The sequence below is a fragment of the Sinomonas sp. B1-1 genome (assembly GCF_050474465.1).
In the GTDB taxonomy this organism is placed as follows: domain Bacteria; phylum Actinomycetota; class Actinomycetes; order Actinomycetales; family Micrococcaceae; genus Sinomonas; species Sinomonas flava.
The window spans coordinates 48,138-73,175 of record NZ_JBCHVF010000004.1 but is presented as its reverse complement, the minus strand read 5'-3'; the positions used below and the strand labels follow the sequence as shown (position 1 = coordinate 73,175).

The 25,038-nt window shown below is 70.2% G+C and carries 26 protein-coding genes; 17 read left to right on the top strand and 9 right to left on the bottom strand.

The genetic code is table 11. The annotated features are described in order from the left end of the window. Positions 1-35 precede the first annotated feature (35 nt). Entirely contained in the window at positions 36-764 is a 729-nt protein-coding gene (locus ACQ5BE_RS08890) for an SDR family NAD(P)-dependent oxidoreductase (RefSeq protein ID WP_430296682.1), read from the top strand. Here the strand turns inward: ACQ5BE_RS08890 and ACQ5BE_RS08885 are convergent. Genes ACQ5BE_RS08885 through ACQ5BE_RS08865 form a run of 5 tightly spaced genes read right to left on the bottom strand, consistent with a single transcriptional unit; the run spans position 757 to position 5,354 of the window. Beyond that, entirely contained in the window at positions 757-1,815 is a 1,059-nt protein-coding gene (locus tag ACQ5BE_RS08885) for an MBL fold metallo-hydrolase (protein ID WP_430296681.1), read from the bottom strand. The genes ACQ5BE_RS08890 and ACQ5BE_RS08885 overlap by 8 nt on opposite strands. Next, positions 1,815-2,567 (bottom strand): SDR family NAD(P)-dependent oxidoreductase, encoded by a 753-nt coding sequence (locus ACQ5BE_RS08880; protein ID WP_430296680.1) that lies wholly within the window; start codon positions 2,565-2,567, stop codon positions 1,815-1,817. The genes ACQ5BE_RS08885 and ACQ5BE_RS08880 overlap by 1 nt, the downstream gene beginning before the upstream one ends. Continuing rightward, on the bottom strand, positions 2,546-3,703 hold the full coding sequence (locus ACQ5BE_RS08875) for an alkene reductase (RefSeq protein WP_430296679.1): 1,158 nt from the start codon (positions 3,701-3,703) through the stop codon (positions 2,546-2,548). Before ACQ5BE_RS08875 ends, ACQ5BE_RS08880 begins: the two co-directional genes overlap by 22 nt. Continuing rightward, on the bottom strand, positions 3,703-4,857 hold the full coding sequence (locus tag ACQ5BE_RS08870) for an acyl-CoA dehydrogenase family protein (protein WP_430296678.1): 1,155 nt from the start codon (positions 4,855-4,857) through the stop codon (positions 3,703-3,705). The genes ACQ5BE_RS08875 and ACQ5BE_RS08870 overlap by 1 nt, the downstream gene beginning before the upstream one ends. A 5-nt stretch (positions 4,858-4,862) precedes the next feature. Then, complete coding sequence (locus ACQ5BE_RS08865) at positions 4,863-5,354, bottom strand: MaoC/PaaZ C-terminal domain-containing protein (protein WP_430296677.1); 492 nt, start codon at positions 5,352-5,354, stop codon at positions 4,863-4,865. A gap of 117 nt (positions 5,355-5,471) precedes the next feature. On the opposite strand from ACQ5BE_RS08865, the gene ACQ5BE_RS08860 reads away from it, so the two are divergent. The 9 genes from ACQ5BE_RS08860 (at position 5,472) to ACQ5BE_RS08820 (ending at position 14,451) form a co-directional block, all read left to right on the top strand. Beyond that, positions 5,472-7,067 carry an acyl-CoA carboxylase subunit beta gene (locus ACQ5BE_RS08860; protein WP_430296676.1) on the top strand — a complete coding sequence of 532 codons (1,596 nt, stop codon included), beginning with the start codon at positions 5,472-5,474 and terminating at the stop codon, positions 7,065-7,067. 14 nt (positions 7,068-7,081) lie between these two features. Beyond that, positions 7,082-7,405, top strand: a complete 324-nt coding sequence (locus ACQ5BE_RS08855) for an EthD family reductase (protein WP_430296675.1) — start codon at positions 7,082-7,084, stop codon at positions 7,403-7,405. A 7-nt stretch (positions 7,406-7,412) separates the two neighbouring features. After that, positions 7,413-8,006 carry a TetR/AcrR family transcriptional regulator gene (locus ACQ5BE_RS08850; RefSeq protein ID WP_430296674.1) on the top strand — a complete coding sequence of 198 codons (594 nt, stop codon included), beginning with the start codon at positions 7,413-7,415 and terminating at the stop codon, positions 8,004-8,006. Positions 8,007-8,100: 94 nt separating this feature from the next. After that, positions 8,101-9,639 carry a class I adenylate-forming enzyme family protein gene (locus tag ACQ5BE_RS08845; RefSeq protein ID WP_430296673.1) on the top strand — a complete coding sequence of 513 codons (1,539 nt, stop codon included), beginning with the start codon at positions 8,101-8,103 and terminating at the stop codon, positions 9,637-9,639. After that, positions 9,636-10,517: a fumarylacetoacetate hydrolase family protein gene (locus ACQ5BE_RS08840; protein WP_430296672.1), complete on the top strand. Its 882-nt coding sequence runs from the start codon at positions 9,636-9,638 to the stop codon at positions 10,515-10,517. The genes ACQ5BE_RS08845 and ACQ5BE_RS08840 overlap by 4 nt, the downstream gene beginning before the upstream one ends. Continuing rightward, positions 10,507-12,288, top strand: a complete 1,782-nt coding sequence (locus ACQ5BE_RS08835) for an acetyl-CoA carboxylase biotin carboxylase subunit (protein ID WP_430296671.1) — start codon at positions 10,507-10,509, stop codon at positions 12,286-12,288. Before ACQ5BE_RS08840 ends, ACQ5BE_RS08835 begins: the two co-directional genes overlap by 11 nt. Then, a complete protein-coding gene (locus tag ACQ5BE_RS08830) occupies positions 12,285-13,154 on the top strand; it encodes an HpcH/HpaI aldolase/citrate lyase family protein (RefSeq protein ID WP_430296670.1) in 870 nt (289 codons plus the stop codon). The genes ACQ5BE_RS08835 and ACQ5BE_RS08830 overlap by 4 nt, the downstream gene beginning before the upstream one ends. A gap of 30 nt (positions 13,155-13,184) precedes the next feature. After that, positions 13,185-13,667, top strand: coding sequence for a MaoC family dehydratase (locus ACQ5BE_RS08825; protein ID WP_430296669.1), 483 nt, complete (start codon positions 13,185-13,187; stop codon positions 13,665-13,667). 145 nt (positions 13,668-13,812) lie between these two features. Then, a complete protein-coding gene (locus ACQ5BE_RS08820) occupies positions 13,813-14,451 on the top strand; it encodes a TetR/AcrR family transcriptional regulator (RefSeq protein ID WP_430296668.1) in 639 nt (212 codons plus the stop codon). 79 nt (positions 14,452-14,530) lie between these two features. On the opposite strand, the gene ACQ5BE_RS08815 is transcribed toward ACQ5BE_RS08820, so the two are convergent. Beyond that, positions 14,531-14,980, bottom strand: coding sequence for a cupin domain-containing protein (locus ACQ5BE_RS08815; protein WP_430296667.1), 450 nt, complete (start codon positions 14,978-14,980; stop codon positions 14,531-14,533). Positions 14,981-15,214: 234 nt separating this feature from the next. Here ACQ5BE_RS08815 and ACQ5BE_RS08810 point away from each other — a divergent pair, with 234 nt between their 5' ends. The 5 genes from ACQ5BE_RS08810 (at position 15,215) to ACQ5BE_RS08790 (ending at position 19,741) form a co-directional block, all read left to right on the top strand. Then, positions 15,215-16,567 (top strand): MFS transporter, encoded by a 1,353-nt coding sequence (locus tag ACQ5BE_RS08810; RefSeq protein WP_430296666.1) that lies wholly within the window; start codon positions 15,215-15,217, stop codon positions 16,565-16,567. Positions 16,568-16,671: 104 nt separating this feature from the next. Next, positions 16,672-17,400 carry a DUF72 domain-containing protein gene (locus ACQ5BE_RS08805; RefSeq protein WP_430296665.1) on the top strand — a complete coding sequence of 243 codons (729 nt, stop codon included), beginning with the start codon at positions 16,672-16,674 and terminating at the stop codon, positions 17,398-17,400. 76 nt (positions 17,401-17,476) lie between these two features. Then, on the top strand, positions 17,477-18,154 hold the full coding sequence (locus ACQ5BE_RS08800) for a fasciclin domain-containing protein (RefSeq protein WP_208711084.1): 678 nt from the start codon (positions 17,477-17,479) through the stop codon (positions 18,152-18,154). Between the two features lie 113 nt (positions 18,155-18,267). Then, positions 18,268-18,873 (top strand): ECF RNA polymerase sigma factor SigK, encoded by a 606-nt coding sequence (sigK, locus tag ACQ5BE_RS08795; RefSeq protein ID WP_425564402.1) that lies wholly within the window; start codon positions 18,268-18,270, stop codon positions 18,871-18,873. Next, positions 18,866-19,741, top strand: a complete 876-nt coding sequence (locus ACQ5BE_RS08790) for an anti-sigma factor (RefSeq protein WP_430296664.1) — start codon at positions 18,866-18,868, stop codon at positions 19,739-19,741. Before sigK ends, ACQ5BE_RS08790 begins: the two co-directional genes overlap by 8 nt. Before the next feature lie 48 nt (positions 19,742-19,789). Here ACQ5BE_RS08790 and ACQ5BE_RS08785 read toward each other — a convergent pair whose 3' ends face one another. After that, positions 19,790-21,769 carry an amino acid transporter gene (locus ACQ5BE_RS08785; RefSeq protein ID WP_430296663.1) on the bottom strand — a complete coding sequence of 660 codons (1,980 nt, stop codon included), beginning with the start codon at positions 21,767-21,769 and terminating at the stop codon, positions 19,790-19,792. Between the two features lie 176 nt (positions 21,770-21,945). Between ACQ5BE_RS08785 and ACQ5BE_RS08780 the strand changes: the two genes are divergently transcribed. Beyond that, positions 21,946-22,404, top strand: coding sequence for a DUF4383 domain-containing protein (locus ACQ5BE_RS08780; RefSeq protein ID WP_430296662.1), 459 nt, complete (start codon positions 21,946-21,948; stop codon positions 22,402-22,404). Between the two features lie 155 nt (positions 22,405-22,559). Here ACQ5BE_RS08780 and ACQ5BE_RS08775 read toward each other — a convergent pair whose 3' ends face one another. Together ACQ5BE_RS08775 and ACQ5BE_RS08770 are read right to left on the bottom strand one after the other, a co-directional pair. Then, the gene (locus tag ACQ5BE_RS08775; protein WP_430296660.1) at positions 22,560-23,186 is read right to left on the bottom strand and encodes a phosphoribosylanthranilate isomerase; all 627 of its coding nucleotides are present in this window, start codon (positions 23,184-23,186) and stop codon (positions 22,560-22,562) included. After that, entirely contained in the window at positions 23,183-23,911 is a 729-nt protein-coding gene (locus ACQ5BE_RS08770) for a hypothetical protein (RefSeq protein ID WP_430296658.1), read from the bottom strand. The genes ACQ5BE_RS08775 and ACQ5BE_RS08770 overlap by 4 nt, the downstream gene beginning before the upstream one ends. A gap of 101 nt (positions 23,912-24,012) precedes the next feature. Here ACQ5BE_RS08770 and ACQ5BE_RS08765 point away from each other — a divergent pair, with 101 nt between their 5' ends. Then, a complete protein-coding gene (locus ACQ5BE_RS08765; protein WP_430296657.1) occupies positions 24,013-25,023 on the top strand; it encodes a zinc-dependent alcohol dehydrogenase in 1,011 nt (336 codons plus the stop codon). Positions 25,024-25,038: the final 15 nt, after the last annotated feature.

The window sequence follows — 25,038 nt, the reverse complement described above, 5'->3', positions numbered from 1 at the left end:
CGGTCCTGCCATCATGGGTGGGGGAGGTGAGGCACATGAGGATCCTGGTCACGGGGTCCGCCGACGGCCTGGGCAGGGCGGCGGCCGAGACGCTGCTCCGCGCGGGCCACGAGGTGGTCGTCCACGCGCGCAACGCCGACCGGCTCTCCGCTCTCGACGGGCTGATCCGGGCGGGTGCCGACGCCGTCGTCGGCGATCTGGCGCACCTCGAGGAGGTGCGGGACGTCGCCGAGCAGGCGAACCGGCTGGGGCGCATGGACGCCATCATCCACAACGCCGGCGTCTCGGGCAGCCGTGACGTCCTGCCGGTCAACGTCGTCGCGCCGTACCTGCTCACCGCGCTCATGCGGCGGCCGGACCGGCTCGTCTACCTGAGCAGCGGGATGCACTACAGCGGCCACGCCCGCCTCGCTGGCCTCGACTGGAGCGGCGGCCGCGCCACGGGCTCCTACTCGGACAGCAAGCTGCTCGTGACCACCCTGATGGCGGCCGTCGCGGCCCGCTGGCCGGACACCCTGAGCAACGCCGTGGATCCGGGGTGGGTGCCCACGCGGATGGGAGGGCGCGGAGCCCCGGACGACCTTCGCCTCGGGCACCTCACCCAGGAATGGCTCGCGACCAGCGATGATCCCGACGCCCTCACGAGCGGCGGCTACTGGCACCACCAGCGGCGCCGCGAGCCGCACCCGTCCGTCCACGATGAGCACTTCCAGCAGGACCTGCTGGACGAACTCGCGCGCTTCACCGGCGTGGGGCTCACCTGAGCATGGGGACTTGGGGCGCAAGCGTAGGCAGGCCCCGAACGCCCCCCACCAGTCCCTGCACGGCGAGGTGCTGCAGATGCGCGGCGGTCTCGCTGAGTGCGAGCCGGAACTGAAGGCCGCCCAGCGAGCCGAAACCACGCGACCAGGAGATGTCCCGGGCCACAGAGTGCACGCTGGGGTCACGCTGGACGGACGCGGCCTCGAGGACTTGGAGCGACCGCTCCTCTGTGGCGGTGCGGAGCTCCCGGGCACGGACCCCCAGTCCCCGGAACCGGTACTCGTGCGCGGGAAGCACCTCATAGTGGTTGCTTCGCTCGACCAGCGCCAGTGAGTCGAGATAGCTCGACACCGGGTTGGGGTCGCCGCGCAGTTCGAGCGAGACGTTGGGCGTGATGCGGGGAAGGAGGTGGTCTCCGCTGAAGAAGATCTCGCGGCCCGGGAGCTCCAGGCATAGGTGGCCCGGCGTGTGGCCCGGGGTCTCGACCACCCGCACCTCGCCATGAGGGGAGCCGAAGGGCACCGGTTGGCCGGACGAGAGGCGGAAGTCCGCGTCCGCGAGGTCCCGCAGGTGCTCGAGCGCCCCGACCGACATGGCGGCTTCCTCGATCCGCCCCTCCGGCACACCCCAGAGGCGCATCCGCTCGCGGTCCAGCTCGACCTCCTGCTCGGCGTCGTCGTAGACCGAGAGGTGCCGTTGCTCGGCCGCCCCCAGCCCGATCGGTGCGCCCGAGGCCTTGGCGAGCCGTCGCGCCATCCCGAGGTGGTCGGTGTGGAAGTGGGTGGCCACGATGCACGTCACTTCGCCTGCGCCCACACCGGCGCGCCGGAGCCCCGCGACCAGCTGGGCCCAGCCCTCGTCGCTGTCGAAACCTGGGTCGATGACGAGGCACTCGTCGCCCTGGGTCAGCACGTAGCTCAGGGTGTACCGCATCGGGTTGCCCGGGAACACGACAGGCACGGACCAGAGCCCGTCATCGAGCCGCTCCACGGACGGAAAACGCTTCGCGAGCCACGCCTCGCGCTGGCCGACTCCCGTGACCTCGACCGCCATCAGACGTGCTGCGGGTCGAAGAGCCGGAAGATCTGCGTGGCGCCGCCGTCGATCATGAGGTCGGCGCCGTTGATGCTGCGCGCGTCGTCGCTGAGCAGGAACGCGACGAGTGCCCCGATCTCCTCCGGCTCCACGATCCGTCCGGTAGGGACCTTGTTCGGCACCTGGTCGCGGACCTCCTGGATGACCATGGGAGTGTCGACGACGCCGGGGCAGACCGAGTTGACGGTAATGCCAGTGCCCCAGAAGTCCATCAGCAGGGACCGCGTGAGGTTGGACAGGCCCGCCTTCGACGCCGCGTAGCTGGGGTAGGGGTACCCGGTGGTGCCGGCGATGGAGGAGACGTTCACGATCCGGCCGAAGTTGGCGTCGATCATGTCCTGCGCGAACTCGCGGATCACCGCGAAGGGCCCTACGAGGTTGATGCCGAGCACCGTGGCGAAGGACTCTGCGTCGTGGTCCAGCAGCATCTTGCGGTCCAGTACGCCGGCCGCGTTCACGATGGCCTGGACGGGCCCCACCTGTTCGAGGACCTCCCGGCGCAGGCTCGCGACGTCGTCCGCCCTCGTCACGTCGGCGGCGAACGCGAAGGCCTTCCCGCCGTCTCCGCGCACGGCCGCTGCGGCGGCCTCGGCGCGCTCGGAGTCGAGGTCCACGCATAGGACGGTGTGCCCGGCTTCGGCGATGCGGCGGTTGATGCCGCGGCACATGCCTCCGCCGGCGCCGGTGATCAGGGTGTTGAGAGTGCGCACAGCGGGTCTTCCTTCCGGGTGGAATGGGGGTTGTCAGGGTGGTGTGGGTAGTCGGTGTAGCCGGCCGCGCCGCCCGCATAGAGTCCTTCGCGCCGCAGCGGCTCGAGTTCGGCCCCGGTCTGGAAGCGGAACGGCAGGTCGGGGTTCGCGATGAACAGCCGGCCGAAGCCCACGAGGTCTGCCGTGCCAGCCTCGATGCGAGCGGCCGCGGACTCGGCGGTGTGGCCGCCGGTGACGATCAGCGGACCATTGAAGAGCGCCCCCAGCTCGGCAGAGGACACCACCGTGTCGCGGGCGTCTGCTGCTTCTGTCGACCCCGCGATGCCCGGCTCCACGAGGTGCAGGTACGACAGTCCGCGCGCAGAGGCGAGGCGCACGACGGCGGAGTAGAGGCCCCTCTTGTCCGGGTCCTGCATGTCCATCCACGTGGACGAGGGGGAGAGCCGGAGCCCCACACGCTCCAGAGGGATCACCTCGCCCAGTGCGTCGAGGACCTCCGCGAGGAAGCGGATCCGATTCGTGAAGGTGCCGCCGTACTGGTCCGCCCGCTGGTTTGAGCCGGCGTTGAGGAACTGGTCGATGAGGTACCCGTTCGCGCCGTGGAGCTCGACGCCGTCGAACCCCGCCTCGAGCGCGTTCCGAGCAGCCGTCGCGAACTGGCCCACGACGCCACGGATGCCCTCGGCGCTCAGTTCCCGCGGCACCTCGAACGGGATGCGGCCGGCAGGGGAGCGGTACTGCGCGCTCAGGATTGGGATGGCCGACGGTGCCCAGCCCGGCAGCCTGTCCGGCTGCGCGGAGGAGTGCGCCTGCCGTCCCACGTGCCACAGCTGGGCGTAGACGATCGCACCGCGGCTCCTGGCGGCGCCCACGACGGGCTTCCAGCCCTCGACCTGCTCCGGCGAATAGAGCCCGGGAACCCTCGCGTAGGAGGCTCCCTGAGGCGAGACGACCGTGCCCTCGGAGACGATCAGGCCGGCGCCTGACCGCTGGGCATAGTACTCGGCCATCAGTGCCGTGGGCACGCCGTCCTCCCGCGCGCGGCTGCGCGTCAGCGGCGCGAGGACCATCCTGTTCGGGCAGGTCTGGCCCCCCACTTCTGCCGGCTCGAAGAGCCGCTCCAGCCCGAGCGGCATCAGTAGGACCTCGGCAGGCCGAGCATCTTCTCGCCCAGGTAGTTCCGGATCATCTCGTCGGTCAACGGTGCGAAGGTGTAGAGGCGGGCGTCGCGGAAATACCGCTGCATGGGCAGCTCCCGCGCGAAGCCCCAGCCTCCCATGAGCCGCATCCCGGCGTCCGTGGTGAACGTGCCTGCCTCGGAGGCGGCGAGCTTCGCAAGGGCGGAGTCGACGTCGACGCTCGGGTCACCGGCGTCGGCGGCCTTCACTGCGCGGTCCAGGAGTAGTGCGGCGGCCTCGATCTTGAGCCGCGCGTCCACGAGGGAGTGCTGGAGGGCCTGGAACGCGCCGATGGGGCGGCCGAAGGCCTCGCGGGACGTGGCCCAGGTGAGGGCGAGGTCGAACGCGCCCCTGGCGATCCCGAGCGCCACGGCGGCCGCGTTGAGCCGTTCGCCGTTGAGGGTGCCGATGACCTGGCGGAAGCCGCGGTCCGGTTCTCCGAGCACGTTCTCCGCGGGAACGCCGACGTCGTCGAGGAAGATGTCCGTCTGGGCGAGGCTCCGGATCCCCATGGTGTCGATCTCGCGGGTGACGATGCCCGGCGTCGAACGGGGCACGATGAAGGTCGTGATGCCCTCGATCGCCGACGGCCCGATCTCCGTCGTGCGGGCGAGCAGGAGCAGGTAGCCGCAGTCCATCGCGCCGCCGATCCAGCGCTTCCGGCCCGAGATGGAATACGAGCCGTCCGGCAGCCGCGTCGCGGTGGTCTTCATGGCCCGTGCGACGTCGGTGCCGCCGTCGGGCTCGCTGAGCGCAAACGACGCGTGCACGTCTCCTGCTAGCAGAGGCGCGAGATAGGCATCCTTCTGGGCGGGGGTGCCATGCGCGTTCAGGAGCTGGACGGCCATGTACTGGACGACGAACGCGACTGCCATCGAGGTCGGACCCGCCGCAAGCTCGGTCAGGACCGCGGCCTGATGGGCGTGGTTGAGCCTGCCGGACTCGTCGAGTGCCCCGGCGAGGAGTCCGGCGCCGGCCAGCGCGCGGAACAGCTCGTGGTCGAACTTCTCGGCCTCGTCGAACTCGCGGACCCGGTCCGCGGGGGCGTGCTCTGCGAGGACGGAGCGCACGACGGCGTGCGGTTCGGCCAGAGCGTGGGAGGAGATCGTCATCGTGCTTACCGCCTTACCAGGAAGCTGCTCGTGAAGGTCATGACCGTGCTGCCGTCCTGCTTGACGACCGTGTAGTCGAGGGTCCAGAGGCCGACATCGGGCTTCTTGGTCTCGCGCGCGAGCCGGACGGTTGCCTCGACGTGGATGGTGTCACCGATGAAGACCGGCTGGACGGCGCGCACCTCGTCGAGGCCGAGCCAGGCGGCGACGTTGGAGAAGTAGCCCGTCTGGGTCAGAAGGCCGAGCCCGACGGACAGGGTGAGGGGGCCGTGGCCGATCCTGCGTCCGAAGGGAGTCTTCGAGGCGTACTCCTCGTCGAGGTGCAGGGACACCCAGTCGCCCGTCAGGCCGGCCCACTGGACGAGGTGCGCCTCGGTGATGGTGATGCCGGGACTGTGGATCCTGTCGCCCTCGACGAGGGCGTCCCACCTGTGGTCCGGCCGTCCCTTGGGGGAGTCGGTCCCGACTGCGGCAAGGTCCTCATTGAATGCCTGCATGTCACTCCTTGCGTCTCTCGAAGGCTACGTGCCCTTAGGATCAACACTAGACTAGCGAGCGCTTGTTCGTATACTGGGGTCATCAACCTTTTTCAGGACTTTCTCGGGGAGGCCCACATGAGCACGTCCACGATTCCGCACGCTGCAGACCCCAACGCCCCGGAGGCTGCGGCGCCGGAGCGGCCACAGACCGTCCACGAACTCCTCGCGGAGAAGACCGAGCGGGCGCGGCTCGGCGGTTCGGAGAAGAACCGCCGCAAGATCATCGATTCCGGCAAGCTCCTGGTCCGCGAGCGGCTCGCGCTCCTGTTCGACGACAACGAGTACATCGAGGACGGCCTTCTGGCGCGCTTCGAGGACGGGCTGCCCGGTGACGCCGTCGTCATCGCCTTCGGCCGCGTCGACGGCCGCGAGGTCTGCGTCATCGCCAACGACTTCAGCGTCAAGGCCGGCACGTGGGGCAACCGCACCTTCGAGAAGATCACCGCAGCCCAGGACAAGGCCGTCGCCGCGGGCATCCCGCTGGTCTACCTCTTCGACTCCGCCGGCGCGCGCATCGACGAGCAGTTCGAGAGCTTCGCCGGCCGCCACGCGTGGGGCAACATCTTCTACAATCAGGTCCAGATCTCGGGCCGCGTCCCGCAGGTCTGCGCCCTCTTCGGACCCTCCCCGGCGGGGTCGGCCTACGTGCCGGCCCTCTGCGACCTGACCATCATGGTCCGCGGCCACGCGACCGCGTACCTCGGGTCCCCGCGCCTGGCGGAGATGGTCACCGGCGAGAAGGTCACGCTCGAGGAGATGGGCGGCGCCGAGATGCACTGCACCGTCTCAGGCCTCGGCGACGTGCTCGCCGAGGACGACGCCGAGGCTATCGCCGCCATCCGCGTGTGGCTTTCCTTCCTGCCGTCCAACTGGGAGCAGCCGGCGCCGATCGCGCCGCCCGCGGAGCCCCGCCCCGGCCGCACGCTCGAGGAGATCGTGCCGCTGCGCGAGGCGGAGGTCTTCGACATGGAGGAGTTCGTCGAGTCCCTCGTCGACGAGGGCACGTGGTTCCCCTACAAGGAGCTGTTCGCGCCCGAGATGCTCACGGGCTTCGCGCGCATCGGCGGCCGTCCGGTGGGCCTTGTAGGCAACCAGCCGAAGCACATGGGCGGCTCGATCTTCCCGGACTCTTCTGACAAGGCCGCGCGCTTCATCTGGATCTGCAACGCCTACAACATCCCGATCATCTTCCTTGTGGACATCGCCGGCTACATGATCGGGTCCGCCGTGGAGCGCCAGGGCATCATCCGGCACGGTGCCAAGATGATCTTCGCCGTGTCCGAGTGCCGCGTCCCCCGCATCACCGTGCTCGTGCGCAAGGCCTACGGCGGCGGCTACCTCGCCATGTCCGGCGCCCCCATGAACCCTGACGCCGTGATCGCGCTCGCGACCGCGCGCCCCGCGCTCATGGGGCCGGACGCGGCAGTCAACGGCATCTACTACAACCAGATCCACGAGATCGAGGACCCCGAGGAGCGCAAGGCGTTCATCGCGGAGAAGCACGCCGAGTACGCCGAGGGCATCGACGTGTTCAAGATCGCCAACGCCAACGCCGTCGAAGCCGTCGTCCCGGCCAACGGACTGCGCTCGGACCTCATGCACCGCCTCGACCTCTACGGACGCCGCAAGGCTGTGCCCGTCGAGCGTCGCCAGGCAGTCACACCGGTCTGAGGCAAGGGGAAGCAATGGTCAAGGTCATCGCCGTGCTCAACGCCAAGCCCGGCATCACACGGGAGGAATTCCTCCACAAGTGGAACGTCGAGCATCCCGTGCTCGTGCGGAAGCTCCCCGGGATCCGCCGGTACCGGCAGAACCCCGCGATCGAGCACCGCAAGGAGTGGCCGTTCAACGGCATGGCGGAGCTGTGGTTCGACAGCGTCGCCGACGTCAGGGCTGCGTACGCGGGCGAGGAGGCGGAGCGTCTCTTCGCGCACGAGGAGGAGTTCCTGGAGCGCATGCAGTGGTTCATCGCCGACGAGGTCGAGATCGACCTGACGGCCTCGAGCTGAGGGCCGGATGGCGGCCGACGCCGAGGGCGGATCCCTCGCCAGCATCCGGGCCGCGGCTGTCCGGCTCTTCTTCGAGCAGGGCTACGACGCGACGGCCCTGCGGCAGATCGCAGCCGAGGCGGGGCTCAAGGTCGGCAGCCTCTACTACCACATCGAAGGCAAGGAAGCGCTCCTGACAGAGATCATGTGCGCAGTGCTCGACGACCTGCTCGTCGAGGCGCGCTCGGCGGTGGCGGCAGAGGCCACGCCGACCAGACGGCTCCGTGCAGCCGTGGCGGCCCACATTCGCTTCCATGCCGAGCGGTCCCCCGAGGTCTTCGTCGGCAACACCGAGCTCCGCTCCCTGTCTGCCGAGGGCCGCGAGGCCGTGGTGGGGAGACGGAAGGCCTACGAGGAGTTCCTCGCGGGCGTCATCGAGGACGCCGCGGCGTCGGAGGCGGCCGACCCGCTCGACCTGCGGGTGCACCTGTACAGCCTCCTGGCCCAGGCGGCGCACGTTGCGGGCTGGTACCGGAGCGAGGGGCGGTCCGGTGTCGAGGATCTGGGCCGCACCTACAGCCAGCTCGCCCTGCGCGGCCTCGGCCTCGCACAGGTCTCTTGAACACCACCAATTTCTAACGTACGCTTGTTCGTACACGGCGGGCCGGTATGGCCCGGGCGCCGAACAGGCACCATCTGCTGCAGAGAGGCACACGATGCGAACCATAGGAGACTGGATTCGCCTGAACGCCCGCCGGAATCCCGCACGCGAGGCATTCGTCGGCGTCGATGGACGCGTGACCTTCGGCGAGGCGGCCGAGCGGGCCTGGCAGCTGGGGCGGGGGCTGCGGAAGGCCGGGATCACGCCCGGCAGCGGTGTCGGCGTCCTGGCAGGCAACTCGGTGTTCAACGCCGAGGCCTTCCTCGCCGCCGCTGCGAGCGGCGGCGTCTACATCGCCTACAACTGGCGCTGGGCGCCCGCAGAGCTCGCGAACGGGATCCTCGAGACGGACGCGAAGGCGATCCTCGTGGAGGAAGCCCACCTTCCCCTGCTCGAGGAGGCTCTCGAGATCCTCGCGGCCACCGAGCAGGAGCTTCCCGCCGTGTATCGGCAGGGCGTCGAGCTCGAGGCCCTGCGCCTTGGATCGGGCCCCCTCGAAGAGGTCGCAGGGCCCGAGTCGCCCCTGTGCGTCATCTACACCGGGGGCAGCACCGGCATCCCGAAGGGAGTCGTCCTGTCCCATGGGGCGGCGCTCGCGAATGCCATCAACGAGATGTACGACTGCGGAATGGGCAGCCGGCCCGGCGAACGCGGACTCATCGTCACACCATTGTTCCACTCGGCGGCGCTCCTGTGCTGGCTCGTGCCGCACTTCGTGGCCGGGGCGACGAGTGTCATCGCCCCGAAGTTCAGCGACGAGACCGTCGTGGACCTCGTGGGCCGGGAGTCCATCACCAACACCTTCATGATCCCGAACATGATGCGCCGGCTCATGGACCAGGGCGTCCTGTCCGACCCCGCCATCCGGAAGAACCTCAAGGCCCTGCACACCGGTGCCGGCCTCCTGCGCATGCCGGACAAGCAGCTCTTCGCCGAGACCCTTCCCGAGACGGACCTCTTCTTCCGTTACGGCCTCACCGAAGCGGGACCGATGGTCACGCGCCTCAAGCCTGCGGACATGCTCAACCCGGATGTCGACGGATCGATCGGCACCGAGTACCTGCTCGTGGAGGCGCAGCTCCAGGACCCGGACGGCAACGAGGTGGCGCCGGGCGAGCTCGGCGAGATCTGCGTGAAGGGCCCGTCGCTCATGAGTGGCTACTATGGGCGCCCCGACGCCACGGCCGAGGCGATGCGCGGCGGCTGGCTCCACACCGGGGACCTCGCGGTGCGCGACGAGCGCGGCTACTTCTACTTCCGCGACCGCCTCAAGGAGATGATCAAGACGGGAGGGGAGAACGTCTACTCCGCCGAGATCGAGCAGGTCCTCCACCTCCACCCCGCCGTCCTCGAGGCCGTGGTGCTGGGCGTGCCCGACCCGAAGTGGGACGAGGAGGTGCGCGCCGTCGTCGTCCTCCGCAGCGGCGAGACCGCCGAGGCGGCCCAGCTGGCCAGCTTCCTGCGCGAGCACCTCGCCGGATACAAGATTCCCAAGCAGATGGTGTTCCTCACCCCGGACCAGCTCCCGCGCACCGCCGCCGGCAAGCTCCAGAAGGGCGCCCTCAAGGCCCAGCTCGGATGGATCAGCGCATGAGGCTCGCCACGATCCGCACCCAGCACGGCACTCGTGCCGCCGCGCTCGACGGCGACCGACTTGTGCCCCTGAGGTTCGCCGACGTCCGCGCCTGGCTCGAGGCGGGCGCCCCCGACTGGACAGGCAACGTGGACGGCGCGCCCGTCCCGCGTGCCCAGGCCGACTTCGCCCCCGTGGTGCCCACGCCGGGCAAGGTCATCTGCGTCGGCCTGAACTATCGGGACCACATCCTCGAGATGGGCCGGTCCCTCCCCGAGTACCCCACCCTGTTCGCGAAGTTCGCGGATGCGCTTGTGGGCGCCCACGACGACGTCGTGCTGCCCGCCGGATCCGGCGCCGTCGACTGGGAAGGCGAACTCGCTGTCGTCGTGGGCCGAACGGTGGCCCACGCGGACGGGGCCGAGGCCCGGGACGCGATCGCCGGGTTCGCCGTCGCCAACGACGTCTCCGCACGCGACTTCCAGCGCCGGACCAACGAGTGGCTCCAGGGCAAGACCTTCGACACGACCACACCGCTGGGCCCGTACCTCGTCACCGCCGACGAGACCGGGACAGAACCGGACCTGGAGATCACCTGCAGCGTCGACGGAGTGGTCAAGCAGCAGTCCCGCACCGGCGAGCTCGTGTTCGGCCCCGTCGAGCTCGTCCGCTACATCTCGGCCATCACGACGCTGCGTCCCGGCGACGTCATCCTGACCGGCACCCCCGGCGGCGTGGGTGACGGCCGCGACCCGAAGGAGTACCTCAGGCGCGATTCCGTGCTCACCACCTCCATCGAGACCTTGGGCCAGGCCCAGAACCTGTGCGTCGATCGCCGGACTTCCCCGGCCGCCGCCGCAGACTCCACCGACACAAGGACGACCCTCCATGTTCACTAAGATCCTGATCGCCAACCGCGGCGAAATCGCGGTCCGCGTCATCCGCAGCGCGCGTTCGCTCGGCATCGCCGCCGTGGCCGTCCACTCCGAGGCCGATGCGAAGTCGATGCACGTTCGCCTCGCGGACGAGGCCGTCGACCTCGGCCCAGGCGCGGCCAGTGAGAACTACCTCAACGGGGCCAAGATCATCGAGGCCGCCCTCGCCACAGGAGCCCAGGCCATCCACCCCGGCTACGGCTTCCTTTCCGAGAACGCCGCGTTCGCCCGTGCGGTCGCCGACGCTGGCCTGACGTTCATCGGGCCCTCGGCGGAGGCCATCTCCACCATGGGGGAGAAGGTCGCGGCCCGTGCCGTCGCCGTCTCCGCCGAGGTTCCCCTCGCCCCCGGCTCGGACGGTGCGATCACCGGCGCGGACGACGTCGTCGCGTTCGGAGCCACGTACGGCTACCCGATCCTCGTCAAGGCCTCCGCCGGTGGCGGCGGGCGGGGCATGCGGCTGGTCCACTCAGAGGCCGAGGCGGCTGACGCCGTCGCTGCCGCCACCCGCGAGGCCACCGCGGCATTCGGCAACGGCGAGGTCTACCTCGAGCGCTACCTCACCAACGCCCGGCACGTCGAAGTCCAGGTCTTCGCCGATTCCCACGGGAACACGGTCTACGTGGGCGACCGCGACTGCTCGGTGCAGCGCCGCCACCAGAAGCTCATCGAGGAATCCCCGGCCCCCGGCCTCGCGGAGGAGACTCGGCAGGCCATGGGCGCCGCGGCCGTCCGCCTTGCCGAGCACGTCGGCTACGTCGGCGCGGGCACGGTCGAATTCCTCGTCGAGGGCCAGGACTTCTACTTCCTCGAGATGAACACCCGCATCCAGGTCGAGCACCCGGTCACCGAGATGGTGCACGGAGTGGACCTGGTCGCCGAGCAGATCAAGGTTGCAGCCGGCCAGCCGCTGACCATCCTCGACCGGCTCACGCCCAGCGGTGCCGCGGTCGAGGCGCGCATCAACGCCGAGGACGTCGCCGAGGGACTCTTCCTTCCGGCCCCCGGTCCCCTCGAGACGATTGAGGCCCCGCAGGGGGAGGGGCTGCGCTTCGACGCAGGCTACGAGTCCGGCGACGAGGTGCTCCCGTACTACGACAGCCTCATCGGCAAGCTCATCGCCCGGGGCTCCACCAGGGACGAGGCCCTCGACCGCCTCGCCGCCGGGCTTCGCCAGCTGTCGATCGTCGGAGTGCCCACGACGGCACCCGCAGCCCTCACGATCGTTGCGCACGATGACTTCCGCCAGGGACGGTTCTCTACCCGGTGGCTCGAGGAGAGCGTGGACTTCTCGGAGGACCCCGACGAGTACTCGCGCCAAGACGTCGAAGTGGGTGGCCGCTTCTACACCATCCCCGTCTTCCCGGACCTCGGGCATCCCGCCTACCGGCCCGCGGCCCCGGGCGCTCCCGCGGGAGGCGCGGCGGCGCCGCCGTCCGAGGCCGCCGGCGCGGCGGGGCAGCGCACCGGCCGCAGCGCCAAGGCGCGCAAGGCCAAGGCCTCCGACGGGAGCGTCAAGGCTCCCATGCAGGGCACGATCGTCAAGGTCAATGTGGCCGAGGGCCAGAAGGTCGATGCCGGCGACGTCCTGTTCGTGCTCGAGGCGATGAAGATGGAGAACCCGATCACGGCACCTGCCGCAGGGACTGTCGGTGCCGTCAACGCAGCGGTCGGCGATGCCCTCGCCGCCGGCACGCTCCTCACCCAGCTCGTCCTCGAGGGGGCCGCGGCATGAAGCCCTACCGCTCCCTCCTGTTCGTCCCGGGCCACAAGCGCGCCTGGATCGACAAGGCCCTCGCCTCCGACGCCGACGCGGTCATCATCGACCTCGAGGACTCGGTGCCCGACGAGGACAAGGCCCTGGCGCGCGCGAACGCCCGCGACGCCCTCGAGTCGCACACGGCGGACAAGGGCGTCCTTGTGCGGCCCAATGCGCTGGACACCGTGCACTTCGGGGCGGACGTCCTCGAGGTCACGCACGCGAACCTCGCAGGGTTCCTCCTGCCGAAGCTGTTCTCGCGCGACGACGTCGTCCGCTTCGACGCGCTCGTCTCCGCCGCCGAACTCGCCCACGGCATCCAGCAGGGGGGCGTCGAGCTGATCCCGTCCCTCGAGACCGCGGCATCGATCCAGAAGGTCGAGGAAATCCTCTCCGGTCCCCGGGTCGGCGGCGTGATGGCCGCCGCGGCCAAGGATGCCGATGTCTCGCGCGAGGTGGGCTTCACGTGGACGGCGGAGGGCCAGGAGACGCTCTTCCTGCGCAGCCGGGTGGTCCTCGCCGCCCGGGCCGCGGGCCTGCGGAGCATCGTCCTCGGCCTGTGGCAGGAGGTCCGCAACCTCGACGGACTGCGCGCCTTCGCGCACGCCAACCACCAGCTCGGGTACACCGGGCAGGTGCTCATCCACCCGGCGCACGCCCCCGTCGCCAACGAGGAGTACGGGCTCTCGGACTTCATGCGCACCTACTACGAGGGCCTCGTCGAGGCCTTCGAGGAGGGCCGGCGCAACGGCCACGGCGCGGTCTCGTACCGCGGAGACCACATCGACCTGGCCCACGCCAACCACGCCCGGCAGGCCCTCGCCGTCGCCGGCACGAACTGACAGAGAAGCACCAGAGGCAAGGAGCCGACCATGGCCGGAATGTACTACGAGGACTTCGAGGTGGGCGCGGTCATCCGCCACGAGGTCACCCGCACCGTCACCGAGGCGGACAACCTCCTCATCACGACCCTCACGATGAACGTCCAGCCGCTGCACCTCGACGCCGAGTTCTCCGCAAAGAGCCTGTACGGCAAGCAGATCGTCAACAGCATCTTCACCCTCGGCCTCGTCACCGGCATCCCGGTCCAGGACACGACGCTCGGGACGACCCTCGGCAACCTCGGGTTCCGGGACATCGAGTTCCCCAAGCCCGTCTTCATCGGGGACACGCTCCGCGTCGAGACCGAGGCGCTCGACAAGCGCGTCTCCAAGTCCCGGCCCGACACCGGAATCGTGGGAATCGAGCACCGCGGCTACAACCAGCGCGACGAGCTCGTGTGCGTCGTGCGCCGCACCGCGCTGATGAAGCGGAACGCCGAGGCCGTCACCGAGCTCCAGGCCAGCCCGGCCTGAGGGCAGGGCCATCCATGAGCCGGCGGCGGGCACGAGCCCGCCGCCGGCTCGTCCCATCTTCTCGTGCACTGAGCGAATCGTCGCGGACCGTGGCGAACGAACGCTCGGGAGCTAGCATGGACGAAGCAGCGAAATAGGAGGAGCGATGCCCGTAGCGGAACGCAAGACAGCGGTGGCCATCCGCGAGGAGGCCGCCCGCCTGTTCTTCGAACGCGGCTTCAACGCGACGTCCCTGCGCGACGTCGCCGCGGCCGTCGGGCTCAAGGTGGGAAGCCTCTACAACCACATCGAGAGCAAGGAAGACCTCCTGCTCCAGATCATGGGCGGGATCATCGACGATCTCCTCGAACACGCACGGCAGGCCCTCGCAGAGGCGACCGGTGACGCCGTCGACCGTCTCCAGGCGGTGCTGGCAGCCCACCTGCGGTTCCACGCCGAGCGGGCGCAGACCGTGTTCATCGGCAACACCGAGCTGCGCTCCCTTTCCCCGGACGCGCACCAGAAGATCGTGGACAAGCGCCAGGAGTATGAGACCTTCCTGCGGGGCCTGGTGGAGGATGCGGGGAGGGCCGGCCTCGCGGACCTCATCGACACCCGCATCCACGTCTACAGCTTTGTGGCGCAGGCGACCCATATCGCGAGCTGGTACCAGCCGGGGCGCCGCAAGTCCCTGGACGAGATCGTCCGCGACTACACCAAGCTCGCCCTGCGCGAACTGGGGGTCTCCGACGCTGATGCGAGGGTGGACCGCCAGCACGCGGGCGCACACGGCGCCGCGGTCTGACCAGAGTGGAATGGCAGGGCCAGGACAAGGCGGAGGGGCCGGCACGTGCCGGCCCCTCCGCCTCGTCCTGACGTGAATGTCAGGAGCGGTAGTCGATCTCGAGGTCGACGATGTCCTGGTCTTCGAGGTTGACGACGATGTTGTCCGGCGTGCGGGTCGTCATCCAGATGAGCTCCTCGGTCTTGCTCGCGTTGCCCTCGATGTGGGGCATGAACGGCGGGACGAAGACGAAGTCGCCTTCCTCGAGGTAGACGATCTGGCCGTAGCCCTCGCCATACCGGATGTAGCCGCGGCCCTTGAGCACGTAGCCGCCCGTCTGCGCCTCGCCGTGATGGTGCGCGCCGGAGACCTCCCCGGGGCCGGTGTAGACCTTGCCGAACCAGATGCGGTCCGCGGCGCTGTTCTCGCGGCTGACGCCGGAGATGCGGCGGGCGTTGGAGGTCTGGCCGGGCGCTGGCGCGAGGTCGGCGGCACGGTGTACGCGGAAGATGTCGGTGTTCTGGTTGATGTCGAATGCGGTATCGGTCATCGTCGTGTCCTTTCAGGTGGCGTCGGCGGCACTATCGGCCCTGTGGGCTGCTCGACGGCTGCCTCCAGTCGGGGAGCCGACCTCCTCAGTATCAAGCAAACGCTTGTTCGTTTCAAGACATCCGAAGCCTATGTCCTGATGTTTTAGCGGAACCTCTTGTGTGAGATCGCGATCACATCTACTGTTATGGACGAGCGCTTGTTCGTATTGGCCCACTACAGTGAGTGATCCCCAATGTCTGATCTGACCAGCCAGCCCGCGCCGATGATGACGTCAACGCCAGCTGCTCCGACCGTCGACGGCAAGGGTGCCCGTCGCGCCGTCGCGAGCGGCACCTTCGGCACTGCCCTCGAGTGGTTTGACTTCGCCGTCTACGGCACACTTTCGGCGACGATCTTCCCGCACCTGTTCTTCCCTTCCTTCGACGCCAACACCGCCGTCCTGGCCTCATTCGCGACTTTCGGCGCCGGCATGATGGCCCGGCCGCTCGGCGGCATCGTGTTCGGTGCGATGGGCGACAGGATCGGGCGCCGCAATGTCCTGATGTTCACCCTGGTCCTCATGGGCATCTCGTCGATCCTCATCGGCCTGCTCCCCACCTACGCGGCGGCCGGCATCATCGCACCGACACTGCTCGTCGCGCTCCGCTTCCTGCAGGGGTTCGCCCTCGGCGGGGAGTCGACCGGCGCCCAGATCCTCGTGGTCGAGCATGCTCCCGATGAGCGCCGTGGATTCTTCGGCGGCCTGCTGGCCACGGGCTCTCCTGTCGCCCAGACCATGGCCTCGCTGACCCTCACCGGTCTCGCCGCCTTCCTCTCGAAGGATGCGTTCGAGTCCTGGGGCTGGAGGATCCCGTTCCTCATGGGTGTCCTGCTCCTGGTGGTGGGCGTCTTCATCCGCCGGCGCATCGAGGAGTCCGAGGCGTTCAAGGAGAGCCAGAGGATCGCGGCCGAGTCTGACGAGCCCCAGGACCGTGCCCTCGCAGTTCTCCGCCGCCGCCCCGGCACCGTGGTCAAGCTCGTGCTCGCCTGGGCGGCGCCCGCCGGCCTCTTCTGGATCTGCGTCACCTACGCCGTGAACTACATGACCAAGGAGCTGCACTACGACAACTCGATCACCTTCGGCCTCATGGTCATGGCGAACCTCATCTCGATTCCCGCCGCGATCTTCGGCGGTCGGCTGAGCGACCGGATCGGCCGCAAGAAGGCCTTCCTCCTCGGCCTCTCCCTCATGGGCGTCTCGGCCGCGACGATGTTCCCGATCATGAACACGATGAACTACCCCGCAAGCGTCGCCGTCATCTCCGTGGCCCTGTGCGGCATCCAGATCATGGCCGGGACCCAGGCGCCGTTCTTCGCCGAGTCGCTCCCCACGAGCATGCGGTACACGGGCTCGGCGCTCGGCATGACGTTCGCCGGCCTCATCTTCGGCGCCCCGATCCCCTTCGTGGCGGCATGGATCTTCCAGAACACGAGCAACGGCACGCTCGCGCTGACCCTCATGGGCGTCGGGCTCGTGGTGCTGTCGGCGATTGCGACGCTCCTGCTCCCCGAGCGCTACAAGCGGGGGCTCCATGAGGACCTCTGATCCCCGCCTCCGGCAATGAGCATCTGGGCGGCCCTGCGCGAAGCGGGGCTGCCCAGTCTGCTTGAGGCCGCCGGTCCGCCGGATGCGGTCACTAGGCTGAACCCATGGCGTGGCACATCGGGACCTCGGGCTGGAGCTACGACCACTGGGAGCACACCCTGTACCCACCGGGAACCCGGCCCTGGGACCGGCTGGGCCTCTACACACGCACCTTCTCAACCGTGGAGCTCAACGCAAGCTTCTACCGCTGGCCGCGCACGACGGCGTTCGCCTCCTGGCGCCGTCGGCTCCCCGAAGGCTTCCTCCTCTCGGTCAAGGCCCCGCGCGGCCTCACGCACGCCAAGCGGCTCTATGCCCCCGAGGCATGGGCGGCCCGCATCGCGGCCTCGTGGCACGAGCTGGGGCCGCGCCGCGCCGTGCTCCTCGTCCAGCTCTCCCCGCACCACGCGCGCGACGACGCCCGGCTGGACTGGTTCCTCGGCAGCCTGCCGCCGTGGATCCGCGCGGCCGTCGAGTTCCGCCACCCGAGCTGGCACGACCCCGCAGTCTTCGACCTCCTGCGCCGCCACGGCGCGGCGTACTGCGTCATGAGCGGGGCCGGGCTGCCGTGCATCCTCGAGGCCACGGCCCACCACGTCTACGTCCGGCTCCACGGCCCCGACCACCAGCACCTCTACGCCGGCTCCTACTCGGATGCGGACCTCGGCTGGTGGGCGGGACGCATCCGCGAGTGGGATGCCGCCGGGCACGAAGTCTTCGCGTACTTCAACAACGACGGCGGCGGGAACGCCGTCCGCAACGCCCTGACCCTGCGGGGGATGCTGGGCGGCTGAAAGACGTCCAATCCGCTGTCGCGGCCGCTCCGAAGTACAGGTGCCAGCCACCACCCCGTGACCCAGGAGTGAAGCCATGAACATCATCAAGCGCACGTCCGTCGTCGTCGGCCTCGCGGCCCTCAGCACGTTCGGCCTCGCCGCGTGCGGCGGGACGACGACGGCGAGCAGCCCCTCGTCGTCGTCCGCCATGTCCAGTTCCTCCAGCAGCATGGCGTCGAGCCCATCCGCGTCGGCGATGTCGAAGTCCGACCCGGCCGCGAACCTCGTCGGCGCCGGGTGCGCGGACTACGCGAAGGCCAACCCGTCCGGCCCCGCATCGGTGCAGGGCATGAGCACGGACCCCGTCGCTGTCGCCGCCTCCAACAACCCGCTCCTGACCACGCTGACCGCGGCGGTCTCGGGCAAGCTCAACCCCAAGGTCAATCTCGTCGACACGCTCAACGGCGGCCAGTTCACCGTCTTCGCGCCGGTGGACAGCGCGTTCGCCAAGATCGACGCGGCCACGATCGAATCCCTCAAGACCGATGACGCCACGCTGAAGAAGATCCTCACCTACCACGTGGTCCCGGGCCAGATCGAGCCGGCCTCGATCGCGGGCGACCACGCCACGGTCGAGGGCCAGAGCGTGAAGGTCACCGGCTCCGGGAACTCGCTCCAGGTCAACGGCGCTAACGTGATCTGCGGCGGCGTCAAGACGGCCAACGCCACGGTCTACCTCGTTGACACGGTCCTGCTGCCGCCGGCGAAGTAGTCCACAGCCCAGACACAAGAGCCCGACGGCGGGCCGGGCGCGAGGCGCTCGGCCCGCCGGCCGCTTTTCCCGCGGGCGCCGGAATCAGGACACCGAGACGAGGGGGAAGGCGCATGCCCGGACGTGAGACAGTGGTCTACATGCCGGACCACGACGGCGGGGCCGCTCCCGCACCGGACCTCGACGAGCTCATGGCCCGGGTCGCCCGCGGCGACCAGGCAGCGTTCGGGGACCTGTACGACGCCCTCGCGCCGCTCGTCCACGGTCTCGTGCTGCGCGTGGTCCGCGACCCGGCCCAGTCCGAGGAGGTCACCCAGGAGGTGTTCCTCGAGGTCTGGCAGCAGGCCAGGCGGTTCGACGCCGACCGGGGCCGCGCCCGGGCATGGATCACGGTGATGGCGCACCGCCGCGCCGTCGACCGCGTCCGCGCCGCCCAGGCTGCCACCGACCGCGACCTGCGCCAGGGGATCCGCGAGTACCGCGAGAGCTACGACGACGTCGAGCACCGCGTCGAGGTGGCGCTCGAGAGCGAGCGGGTGAACAGGGCCCTCGAGTCGCTGACCGAGGTACAGAAGCAGGCGATCCGCCTCGCCTACTACGGCGGCTACACCTACGGCGAAGTCGCCGACGCCCTGGGGCTTCCCCTGGGCACCGTGAAGACCAGGATCCGCGACGGAATGATCCGCCTGAGAGACGTGTTGGGAGTGAGCCATGGATGATCAGCTGCACCTGCTGACGGGCGCCTATGCTCTCAACGCGCTCGACGACGACGAGCGCCGCCGCTTCGAGGGCACCCTCGCCTTCGGGGACCCGACGGCGGAGGAGGCGCGCGAGCTCGCCGAGACCGCAGCGCTGCTCGCCGCCGGCACGACCCCCGTCGTGCCCCCGCCGGACCTCAAGGCCCGGCTCATGGCGCAGATCGCCGTCACCCCCCAGCTCGACGTCCTCGACGAGGGGTCCCGTCCCGACGTTGTGGGGTCCCGTCCCGCTGCCCCAAGCCCGGCACCCGCGGGAGGTGACTCCCAGGAGGTGACCCCCAGAGGGGGAGCTGGGGCGACGGTCGCCGACCTCGGTGAGCGCCGCCGTCGTGCGTCACGGTTCCCCTCGAGCAGCAAATGGCTCGCTGCGGCGGCTGCCGTGCTGCTCGTCGCGGCCGGAGGCGCCGGTGTGTGGGGCCTGCAGGTCCAGAAGCAGCGGGACGACGCTCTCCGCCAGCTCGCGGTCGCGGCCAGCGCCCCGAGCGCGGGGATGGGCCGCATCCTCGCCGCGCCCGACGCGAAGGTGCAGGAGGTCACCGTGCCCGGCGGCGGGACGATGCTCATCGTGCACTCGCAGACGCAGTCGGTGGGCGGCGTCATGACGGTGGGCATGCCCGCGACCCCGCCCGGCCACGTCTACGAGCTCTGGCTCGAGGACACCTCCGGCACCATGCAGCCCGCAGGCCTCATGCCCGGGGGCGGTGGCACCACGTGGAACGAGCTCACGGGAGGGATCGGATCCTCGACGGCGATCGGCGTCACCGTGGAACCGGCCGGCGGCTCGCCCGCGCCCACCACGCCGCCGATCCTGGTCAAGCAGTTCTTCTGAGAAGTGCCGCGGCACGGCCGCGCTGGCTCGGACGGCCGGCCTGCGCGGTCAGCTGACGTGGATGCCGGGGCGGCGCTTCGGGTCCGGCTCGTGCTCGCGGATGATCTCCCGCACGACCGGCGGAGTGTCGCCCCGGCCCAGCAGCAGGTAGCGCATGAGGTGCGCCAGCGGGTTGCCCTCCGACCATTCGAAGTGTGCCTGGGGGAGCATCCCCGTCGCATCGCGGAGCGCCAGGAGGATCGCGGCGATGGCGTTGGGCGCTGCAGGACTCTGGACGCGCAGCACCCTGAAGACCCCGACCTCGACGCCGTGGACCTCGAGGGTGCCGCTGAACTTCGAGGGGTCCGTGATGTCCACCTCGAGGAAGATCACGTCCGCGGCCCCCGGGACCGGGTTGATCTCTCGCTGCGCCAGCTCCTTCTCGGCATACTCCGCCTCATCCCGTGCCTGCGGGCGGTTCGCGATGAGGTTGAGGCGCCCGTCGTACTCGAGCGACTCGACGATGAAGCGCCGGGCGGCCTCGTCGAACACGATCCGGTCCGCGCGCAGCTCCGTGGTGCGCGTGATGCGCGAGACGAGAGAGACGACGACGATGCCCGCGATGAACAGCGCGGAGATCGCGAGGCCGTCGGGCTTCTCGACGACGTTGTCCGCCAGCGCGTAGAGCAGGATCAGGCTCAGTACCGAGAACGCCACGGAGGCGCCCCGCTGCCGGCGGCGGATGGCCGAAATGGTCACTGCGACCGCGCCGGAGACCATCATGGCCAGGACCCCCGTCGCGTAGGCACCTGCCTGGGCGTTCACGTCTGCCCGGAACCCGAGCGTGATGAGGATGCTGATGGCCGTGTAGACGAGCACCACCGGCCTGATGTGCCGGGACCACTCGGGGGCCATGCCGTAGGAGGGCAGGTAGCGGGGCACGATGTTGATGAGGCCTGCCATGGCCGAGGCCCCGGCGAACCAGAGGATGAGCACGCTGCTGATGTCGTAGACGGATCCGAACACCCCGCCCAGCCGCTCGTGTGCCAGGTACGCGAGGGCCCGGCCGTTGGCCTGCCCGCCCGGCTGGAACTCTTGGGCCGGGATGAGGAGGGTCGTGACGAAGCTGCTGCCGATCAGGTAGATGCTCATGATCACGGCCGCGGAGGTCAGCAGCTTGCGGGTGTTGCGGATGCGCGAGGCCATCTTCTCCTCGACCGTATCGCCTCTGGAGGCGACGAGGGGCATCATGCTCACCCCGGTTTCAAAGCCGGAGAGTCCGAGGACCAGGAGCGGGAAGGCCAGGATGGCGGGTCCTGCGATCCCGGACAGCCCGCCGCCTCCGTTCAGGGCACCCCACCAGTCCGAGACGGTGACCGGATGGGCGAGCAGGTCCGCGAAGCCGACGCCGATGATCACGGCGTTGAGGCCGAGGAACACGGCGACGAGCGGGATGGCAACGGCCACGGCCTCGGAGAAGCCGAGCAGGAACACCCCGCCCAGGATCAGGAGGAGCACAACGGTGATCAGCACCGCCTTCCCGTCCAGGAGGGCATGCGGCAGGAGGGGGTTCTCGATCAGGTGCACCGAGGCATCGGCGGCCGAGAGCGTGATGGTGATGATCCAGGAGGTCGCCACGAAACCCAGGAGCACGAGGACGAACACCTTCCCGCGCCAGAAGGGCAGGAGGTCCTCGAGCATGGCCACCGACCCCTGGCCGTGTGGGCTCTCCTTGGCCACCCGGCGGTACATGGGCAGCATGCCGAGGAGGGTCAGCGCCACGATGAGCAGGGTCGCCAGGGGGGAGAGGGCGCCTGCCGCCAGGGCAGCGATGCCGGGGAGGTAGGAGAGGGTCGAGAAGTAGTCGACCCCGGTCAGGCACATGACCTTCCACCAGCTCTGCTGCCCGTGGTCCTCAGGGACCTCGGGGCCCACGGGCTGATGGACCCGCTTCTCCAGCAGCCACCGCGTCAGGCCGCTCTGGGGCTTGGCGGGCTGGGCCGGCCCCGGCACACTTTCCGGCAATGAGTACCGAGGAGGTGCGCTCATCGTCGTGTCTCCTTTGCGTGTCCATCTCCCGCGCTCACTACCCGGAACACCGGCTGGTACGCGAAAGCGTATCTGCGGCCACCCCAATCCGCCTGTGCGGCGGCTCCGAAGTGAGGGTGCGGGCCACCGCACCGGCGCTTCGAGTCAGGGCGTCGGCCGACTCGATAGGAGCCACCATGTCCACGTCAGTCCTTTCGAACCGCCGCACCGCCGTCCAGATCGCCGCGACCGCGGTGGGCGCAGTGTTCCTCCTCGTCGGGGTGCTCGGCTTCATTCCCGGCATCACTGCAGGCCCGGGGATCGGCCTCGCCGGCCACCATTCCGAGGCCTTCCTCCTGGGCCTGTTCCAGGTCTCCGTGCTCCACAACGTCGTGCACCTGCTGTTCGGCGTCGCGGGGCTCGCGCTGGGCCGCTCAGTGGCCGGCGCCAAGGGCTACCTCGCGTGGGGCGGCGCGGTATACCTCGTCCTGTTCGTGTACGGGCTCGTGTTCGGAGGCGAGACCGCCGCGAACTTCGTGCCCCTGAACGCCGCGGACAACGTCCTCCACCTCGTGCTCGGCATGGGCATGCTGGGCCTGGGCGTGGTCCTCGGCCACACCGCGGCGGTCCGCCCGGTGCACGTCACCCACCGCTGAGCCAATTCGGGGCAGAGTTCGCGTTCCTCGCCCGCCCCGAGCGCTCGCGGCACCTACGACGGCGGCCGGCGCCTTCCCCACGGAAGGAGCCGGCCGCCGTGGCATGGCCAAGTACCATGAGTGCCTAGGCGTGCATATAACCCAAAAAGAATGCGTCAGCCCCGTGCGGCCTCGATGAAGGTTCGGATGAGGGCCAGGTCCTTGACCCCGCGCATGGACTCGACACCGCTCGAGACATCGACCCCGCCCGGGCCGAGCGCCGCGACGGCCTCCGCCACATTGGCCGGGGACAGCCCGCCGGCCAGGATCCAGAAGCCCGCGGGCGCCTCGGCGAGCTCCTCAGCTCCGATGCGCGTCCCGGACCCCGGGACCGCCGCGTCGAGCAGGAGCCGGTCGGAGCTCGTCCATCCGGCGGCTCGGCGCGCCGCGTACTCGCCAGCCGAGAGCGCCCGGATCACGCGGAAACCCGCGGCGCGCAGGGAGTCGGCGTCGGCCTCGGGCTCGTCGCCGTGCAGCTGCACCGCGTCGACGCCGGCCTCGCGCGCGAGCCGCTCCACCTGGTCCGCGCCCTGGTGCCGCACCACCGCGACCGTCTCCACCTCGCGCCCCGCGCGGCGGCCCGCCTCCCGGGCCACGGCCACGAGCGACGCGGCGCGCGCGGCGTCGACCGTCCGGGGGCTGCCGGCGGCGAGCACGAAGCCGAGCGCGTCCGCGCCCGCCTCGACGGCCGTCTCGACCGCCTCGGGCGTGGAGAGCCCACAGATCTTCACCCACAGGCTCATGCGGCGTCACCCTCTGCGTGGTCACGGTGCTCGGCCTCGTAGCGGACCTTGATGGCACCCCGCTTGACCTTGACCTCGAGGATGCGGACGCCGGCCAGGTCTGCCAGGGTGCGCACGTGCGTCCCGCCGCACGGCTCGGCGTTGACGCCCTCGATCGTCACGGTGCGGTGGCCCGCCGCGTCCACGGACGCCGAGACGGCCGCGCCGCGGGCGAGCACCTCGTCCATCTGCGCCTGCAGCTCGGCCCGCACAGCGTCGCGGAGCTCGGGGGTGGCGAGCTCGTCCTCGTGACCGGTCGGGTCGAAGTCGAGCCGCGCCTGGGCCGGGAAGTGCGAGTGGCCTGAGTGCGTCCAGCCGCGTGCCTCGCCGAGGTGTCCCAGAACGTGGCCGGCCGTGTGGAGGGCGGCGTGCCGGCGGCGCAGCCCGGCGTCGACCCGGCATGCGACGGAGGCGCCCGCATCGAGCCCGGACGGGGCACCGAGCAGCATGACGAGCCCGTCCTCGTCGCGCGCGGGGGTGACGGGGGCGCCGTCGAGCGTGCCCTCGTCGGACGGCTGGCCGCCGCCCTTGGGGTGGAAGATGTTGGGTGAGACCGCGGCCCACGGCCCGTCCTCGCCCATGCCGGACGCGATCACGGTCGCGTGCGCCTCGGTGAGGTACGTGTCGTCGAAGTACGCGTGGGTCTGACGGGCCTCGTCGGTCCGTGTGCTCGGGGCGGTGGTCACCGTTCAAGTCTAGATTGCCGGCCGCGGGCAGGGTCCCGGGGCGGCGCGCCGTGCACGCCAGCGCTGGTTCGCTGCGGCCGGGCATGGGTAGGGTCGAGTCGATGGCGCAGACCGGCGGGACCGATGACCTGACAGCCACGGCCTACTGGACCACGGGTCCGTGCCGCGGCGAGCTCCGACGCGAGCAGCTCCGGCCGCCGGGGGAGGGGGAAGCGCTCGTGCGCACCCTGTACTCCGGCCACTCCCGCGGCACTGAGAACCTCGTGCACACCGGCCGCGTCCCGGCCCGCGTCGCCGGGCTCATGGAGGCACCCCACCAGGAGGGCAGCTTCCCGGCGCCGGTGAAGTACGGCTACCTGTCCGTCGGCGTCGTGGAACGGGGCCCGGCCGAGCTCGAGGGCCGCACCGTCTTCTGCCTCTACCCCCATCAGGACCGCTACGTGGTCCCCGCCGCGGACCTCGTGCCTGTGCCCGACGGCGTGCCCCCGCGCCGCGCCCTCCTTGCCGGTGCTGTGGAGACCGGGATCAACGCTCTCTGGGAGGCGGGCCCGCGGATCGGCGACCGCGTCGCTGTCGTGGGGTGCGGGCTCATCGGCGCGTCCACGGCGGCCCTCCTGCGCCGCTTCCCGCTCTCCCGCCTCGAGGCCGTGGACAGCGATCCCGCGCGCGCCGGCATCGCGGAGGCCCTGCAGGTGCGCTTCGCCTCTCCCGAGGATGCCTCGGGAGACTGCGACATCGTCTTCCACGCATCCGCCTCCCCGGCGGGCCTGGCCCGGTGCCTCGAAATCGTGGGCGACGACGGCGACGTCATCGAGCTCTCGTGGTACGGCGACGACGCGGTGCCGGTGCCCCTCGGCGCCGACTTCCATGCGCGCCGGCTCTCGTTGAAGGCCGCCCAGGTCGGCCAGGTGGCCCTCCCGCGCCGGCACCGGCGCACCTGCGCCCAGCGGCTCGCCCTCGCGCTGAGCCTCCTCGAGGATCCCGCCTTCGACGCGCTCCTCGGCGCGGTCTCCGACTTCTCCGACCTGCCGCAGACCATGGACCGCCTCGCCGAGGGGTCCCTGCCGGGGCTGTGCCACGTGATCCGCTACCCCGGGGCGCAGCGACAATAACCACGCAAGGAGCCG

Coding starts and splice junctions, on each gene's coding strand:
- ACQ5BE_RS08890 (WP_430296682.1), top strand. CDS start 36: ATGAGGATCCTGGTCACGGGGTCCGCCGACGGCCTGGGCAGGGCGGCG.
- ACQ5BE_RS08885 (WP_430296681.1), bottom strand. CDS start 1,815: ATGGCGGTCGAGGTCACGGGAGTCGGCCAGCGCGAGGCGTGGCTCGCG.
- ACQ5BE_RS08875 (WP_430296679.1), bottom strand. CDS start 3,703: ATGCCGCTCGGGCTGGAGCGGCTCTTCGAGCCGGCAGAAGTGGGGGGC.
- ACQ5BE_RS08870 (WP_430296678.1), bottom strand. CDS start 4,857: ATGACGATCTCCTCCCACGCTCTGGCCGAACCGCACGCCGTCGTGCGC.
- ACQ5BE_RS08865 (WP_430296677.1), bottom strand. CDS start 5,354: ATGCAGGCATTCAATGAGGACCTTGCCGCAGTCGGGACCGACTCCCCC.
- ACQ5BE_RS08860 (WP_430296676.1), top strand. CDS start 5,472: ATGAGCACGTCCACGATTCCGCACGCTGCAGACCCCAACGCCCCGGAG.
- ACQ5BE_RS08855 (WP_430296675.1), top strand. CDS start 7,082: ATGGTCAAGGTCATCGCCGTGCTCAACGCCAAGCCCGGCATCACACGG.
- ACQ5BE_RS08850 (WP_430296674.1), top strand. CDS start 7,413: ATGGCGGCCGACGCCGAGGGCGGATCCCTCGCCAGCATCCGGGCCGCG.
- ACQ5BE_RS08845 (WP_430296673.1), top strand. CDS start 8,101: ATGCGAACCATAGGAGACTGGATTCGCCTGAACGCCCGCCGGAATCCC.
- ACQ5BE_RS08840 (WP_430296672.1), top strand. CDS start 9,636: ATGAGGCTCGCCACGATCCGCACCCAGCACGGCACTCGTGCCGCCGCG.
- ACQ5BE_RS08835 (WP_430296671.1), top strand. CDS start 10,507: ATGTTCACTAAGATCCTGATCGCCAACCGCGGCGAAATCGCGGTCCGC.
- ACQ5BE_RS08830 (WP_430296670.1), top strand. CDS start 12,285: ATGAAGCCCTACCGCTCCCTCCTGTTCGTCCCGGGCCACAAGCGCGCC.
- ACQ5BE_RS08825 (WP_430296669.1), top strand. CDS start 13,185: ATGGCCGGAATGTACTACGAGGACTTCGAGGTGGGCGCGGTCATCCGC.
- ACQ5BE_RS08820 (WP_430296668.1), top strand. CDS start 13,813: ATGCCCGTAGCGGAACGCAAGACAGCGGTGGCCATCCGCGAGGAGGCC.
- ACQ5BE_RS08815 (WP_430296667.1), bottom strand. CDS start 14,980: ATGACCGATACCGCATTCGACATCAACCAGAACACCGACATCTTCCGC.
- ACQ5BE_RS08810 (WP_430296666.1), top strand. CDS start 15,215: ATGTCTGATCTGACCAGCCAGCCCGCGCCGATGATGACGTCAACGCCA.
- ACQ5BE_RS08805 (WP_430296665.1), top strand. CDS start 16,672: ATGGCGTGGCACATCGGGACCTCGGGCTGGAGCTACGACCACTGGGAG.
- ACQ5BE_RS08800 (WP_208711084.1), top strand. CDS start 17,477: ATGAACATCATCAAGCGCACGTCCGTCGTCGTCGGCCTCGCGGCCCTC.
- sigK (WP_425564402.1), top strand. CDS start 18,268: ATGCCCGGACGTGAGACAGTGGTCTACATGCCGGACCACGACGGCGGG.
- ACQ5BE_RS08790 (WP_430296664.1), top strand. CDS start 18,866: ATGGATGATCAGCTGCACCTGCTGACGGGCGCCTATGCTCTCAACGCG.
- ACQ5BE_RS08785 (WP_430296663.1), bottom strand. CDS start 21,769: ATGAGCGCACCTCCTCGGTACTCATTGCCGGAAAGTGTGCCGGGGCCG.
- ACQ5BE_RS08780 (WP_430296662.1), top strand. CDS start 21,946: ATGTCCACGTCAGTCCTTTCGAACCGCCGCACCGCCGTCCAGATCGCC.
- ACQ5BE_RS08775 (WP_430296660.1), bottom strand. CDS start 23,186: ATGAGCCTGTGGGTGAAGATCTGTGGGCTCTCCACGCCCGAGGCGGTC.
- ACQ5BE_RS08765 (WP_430296657.1), top strand. CDS start 24,013: ATGGCGCAGACCGGCGGGACCGATGACCTGACAGCCACGGCCTACTGG.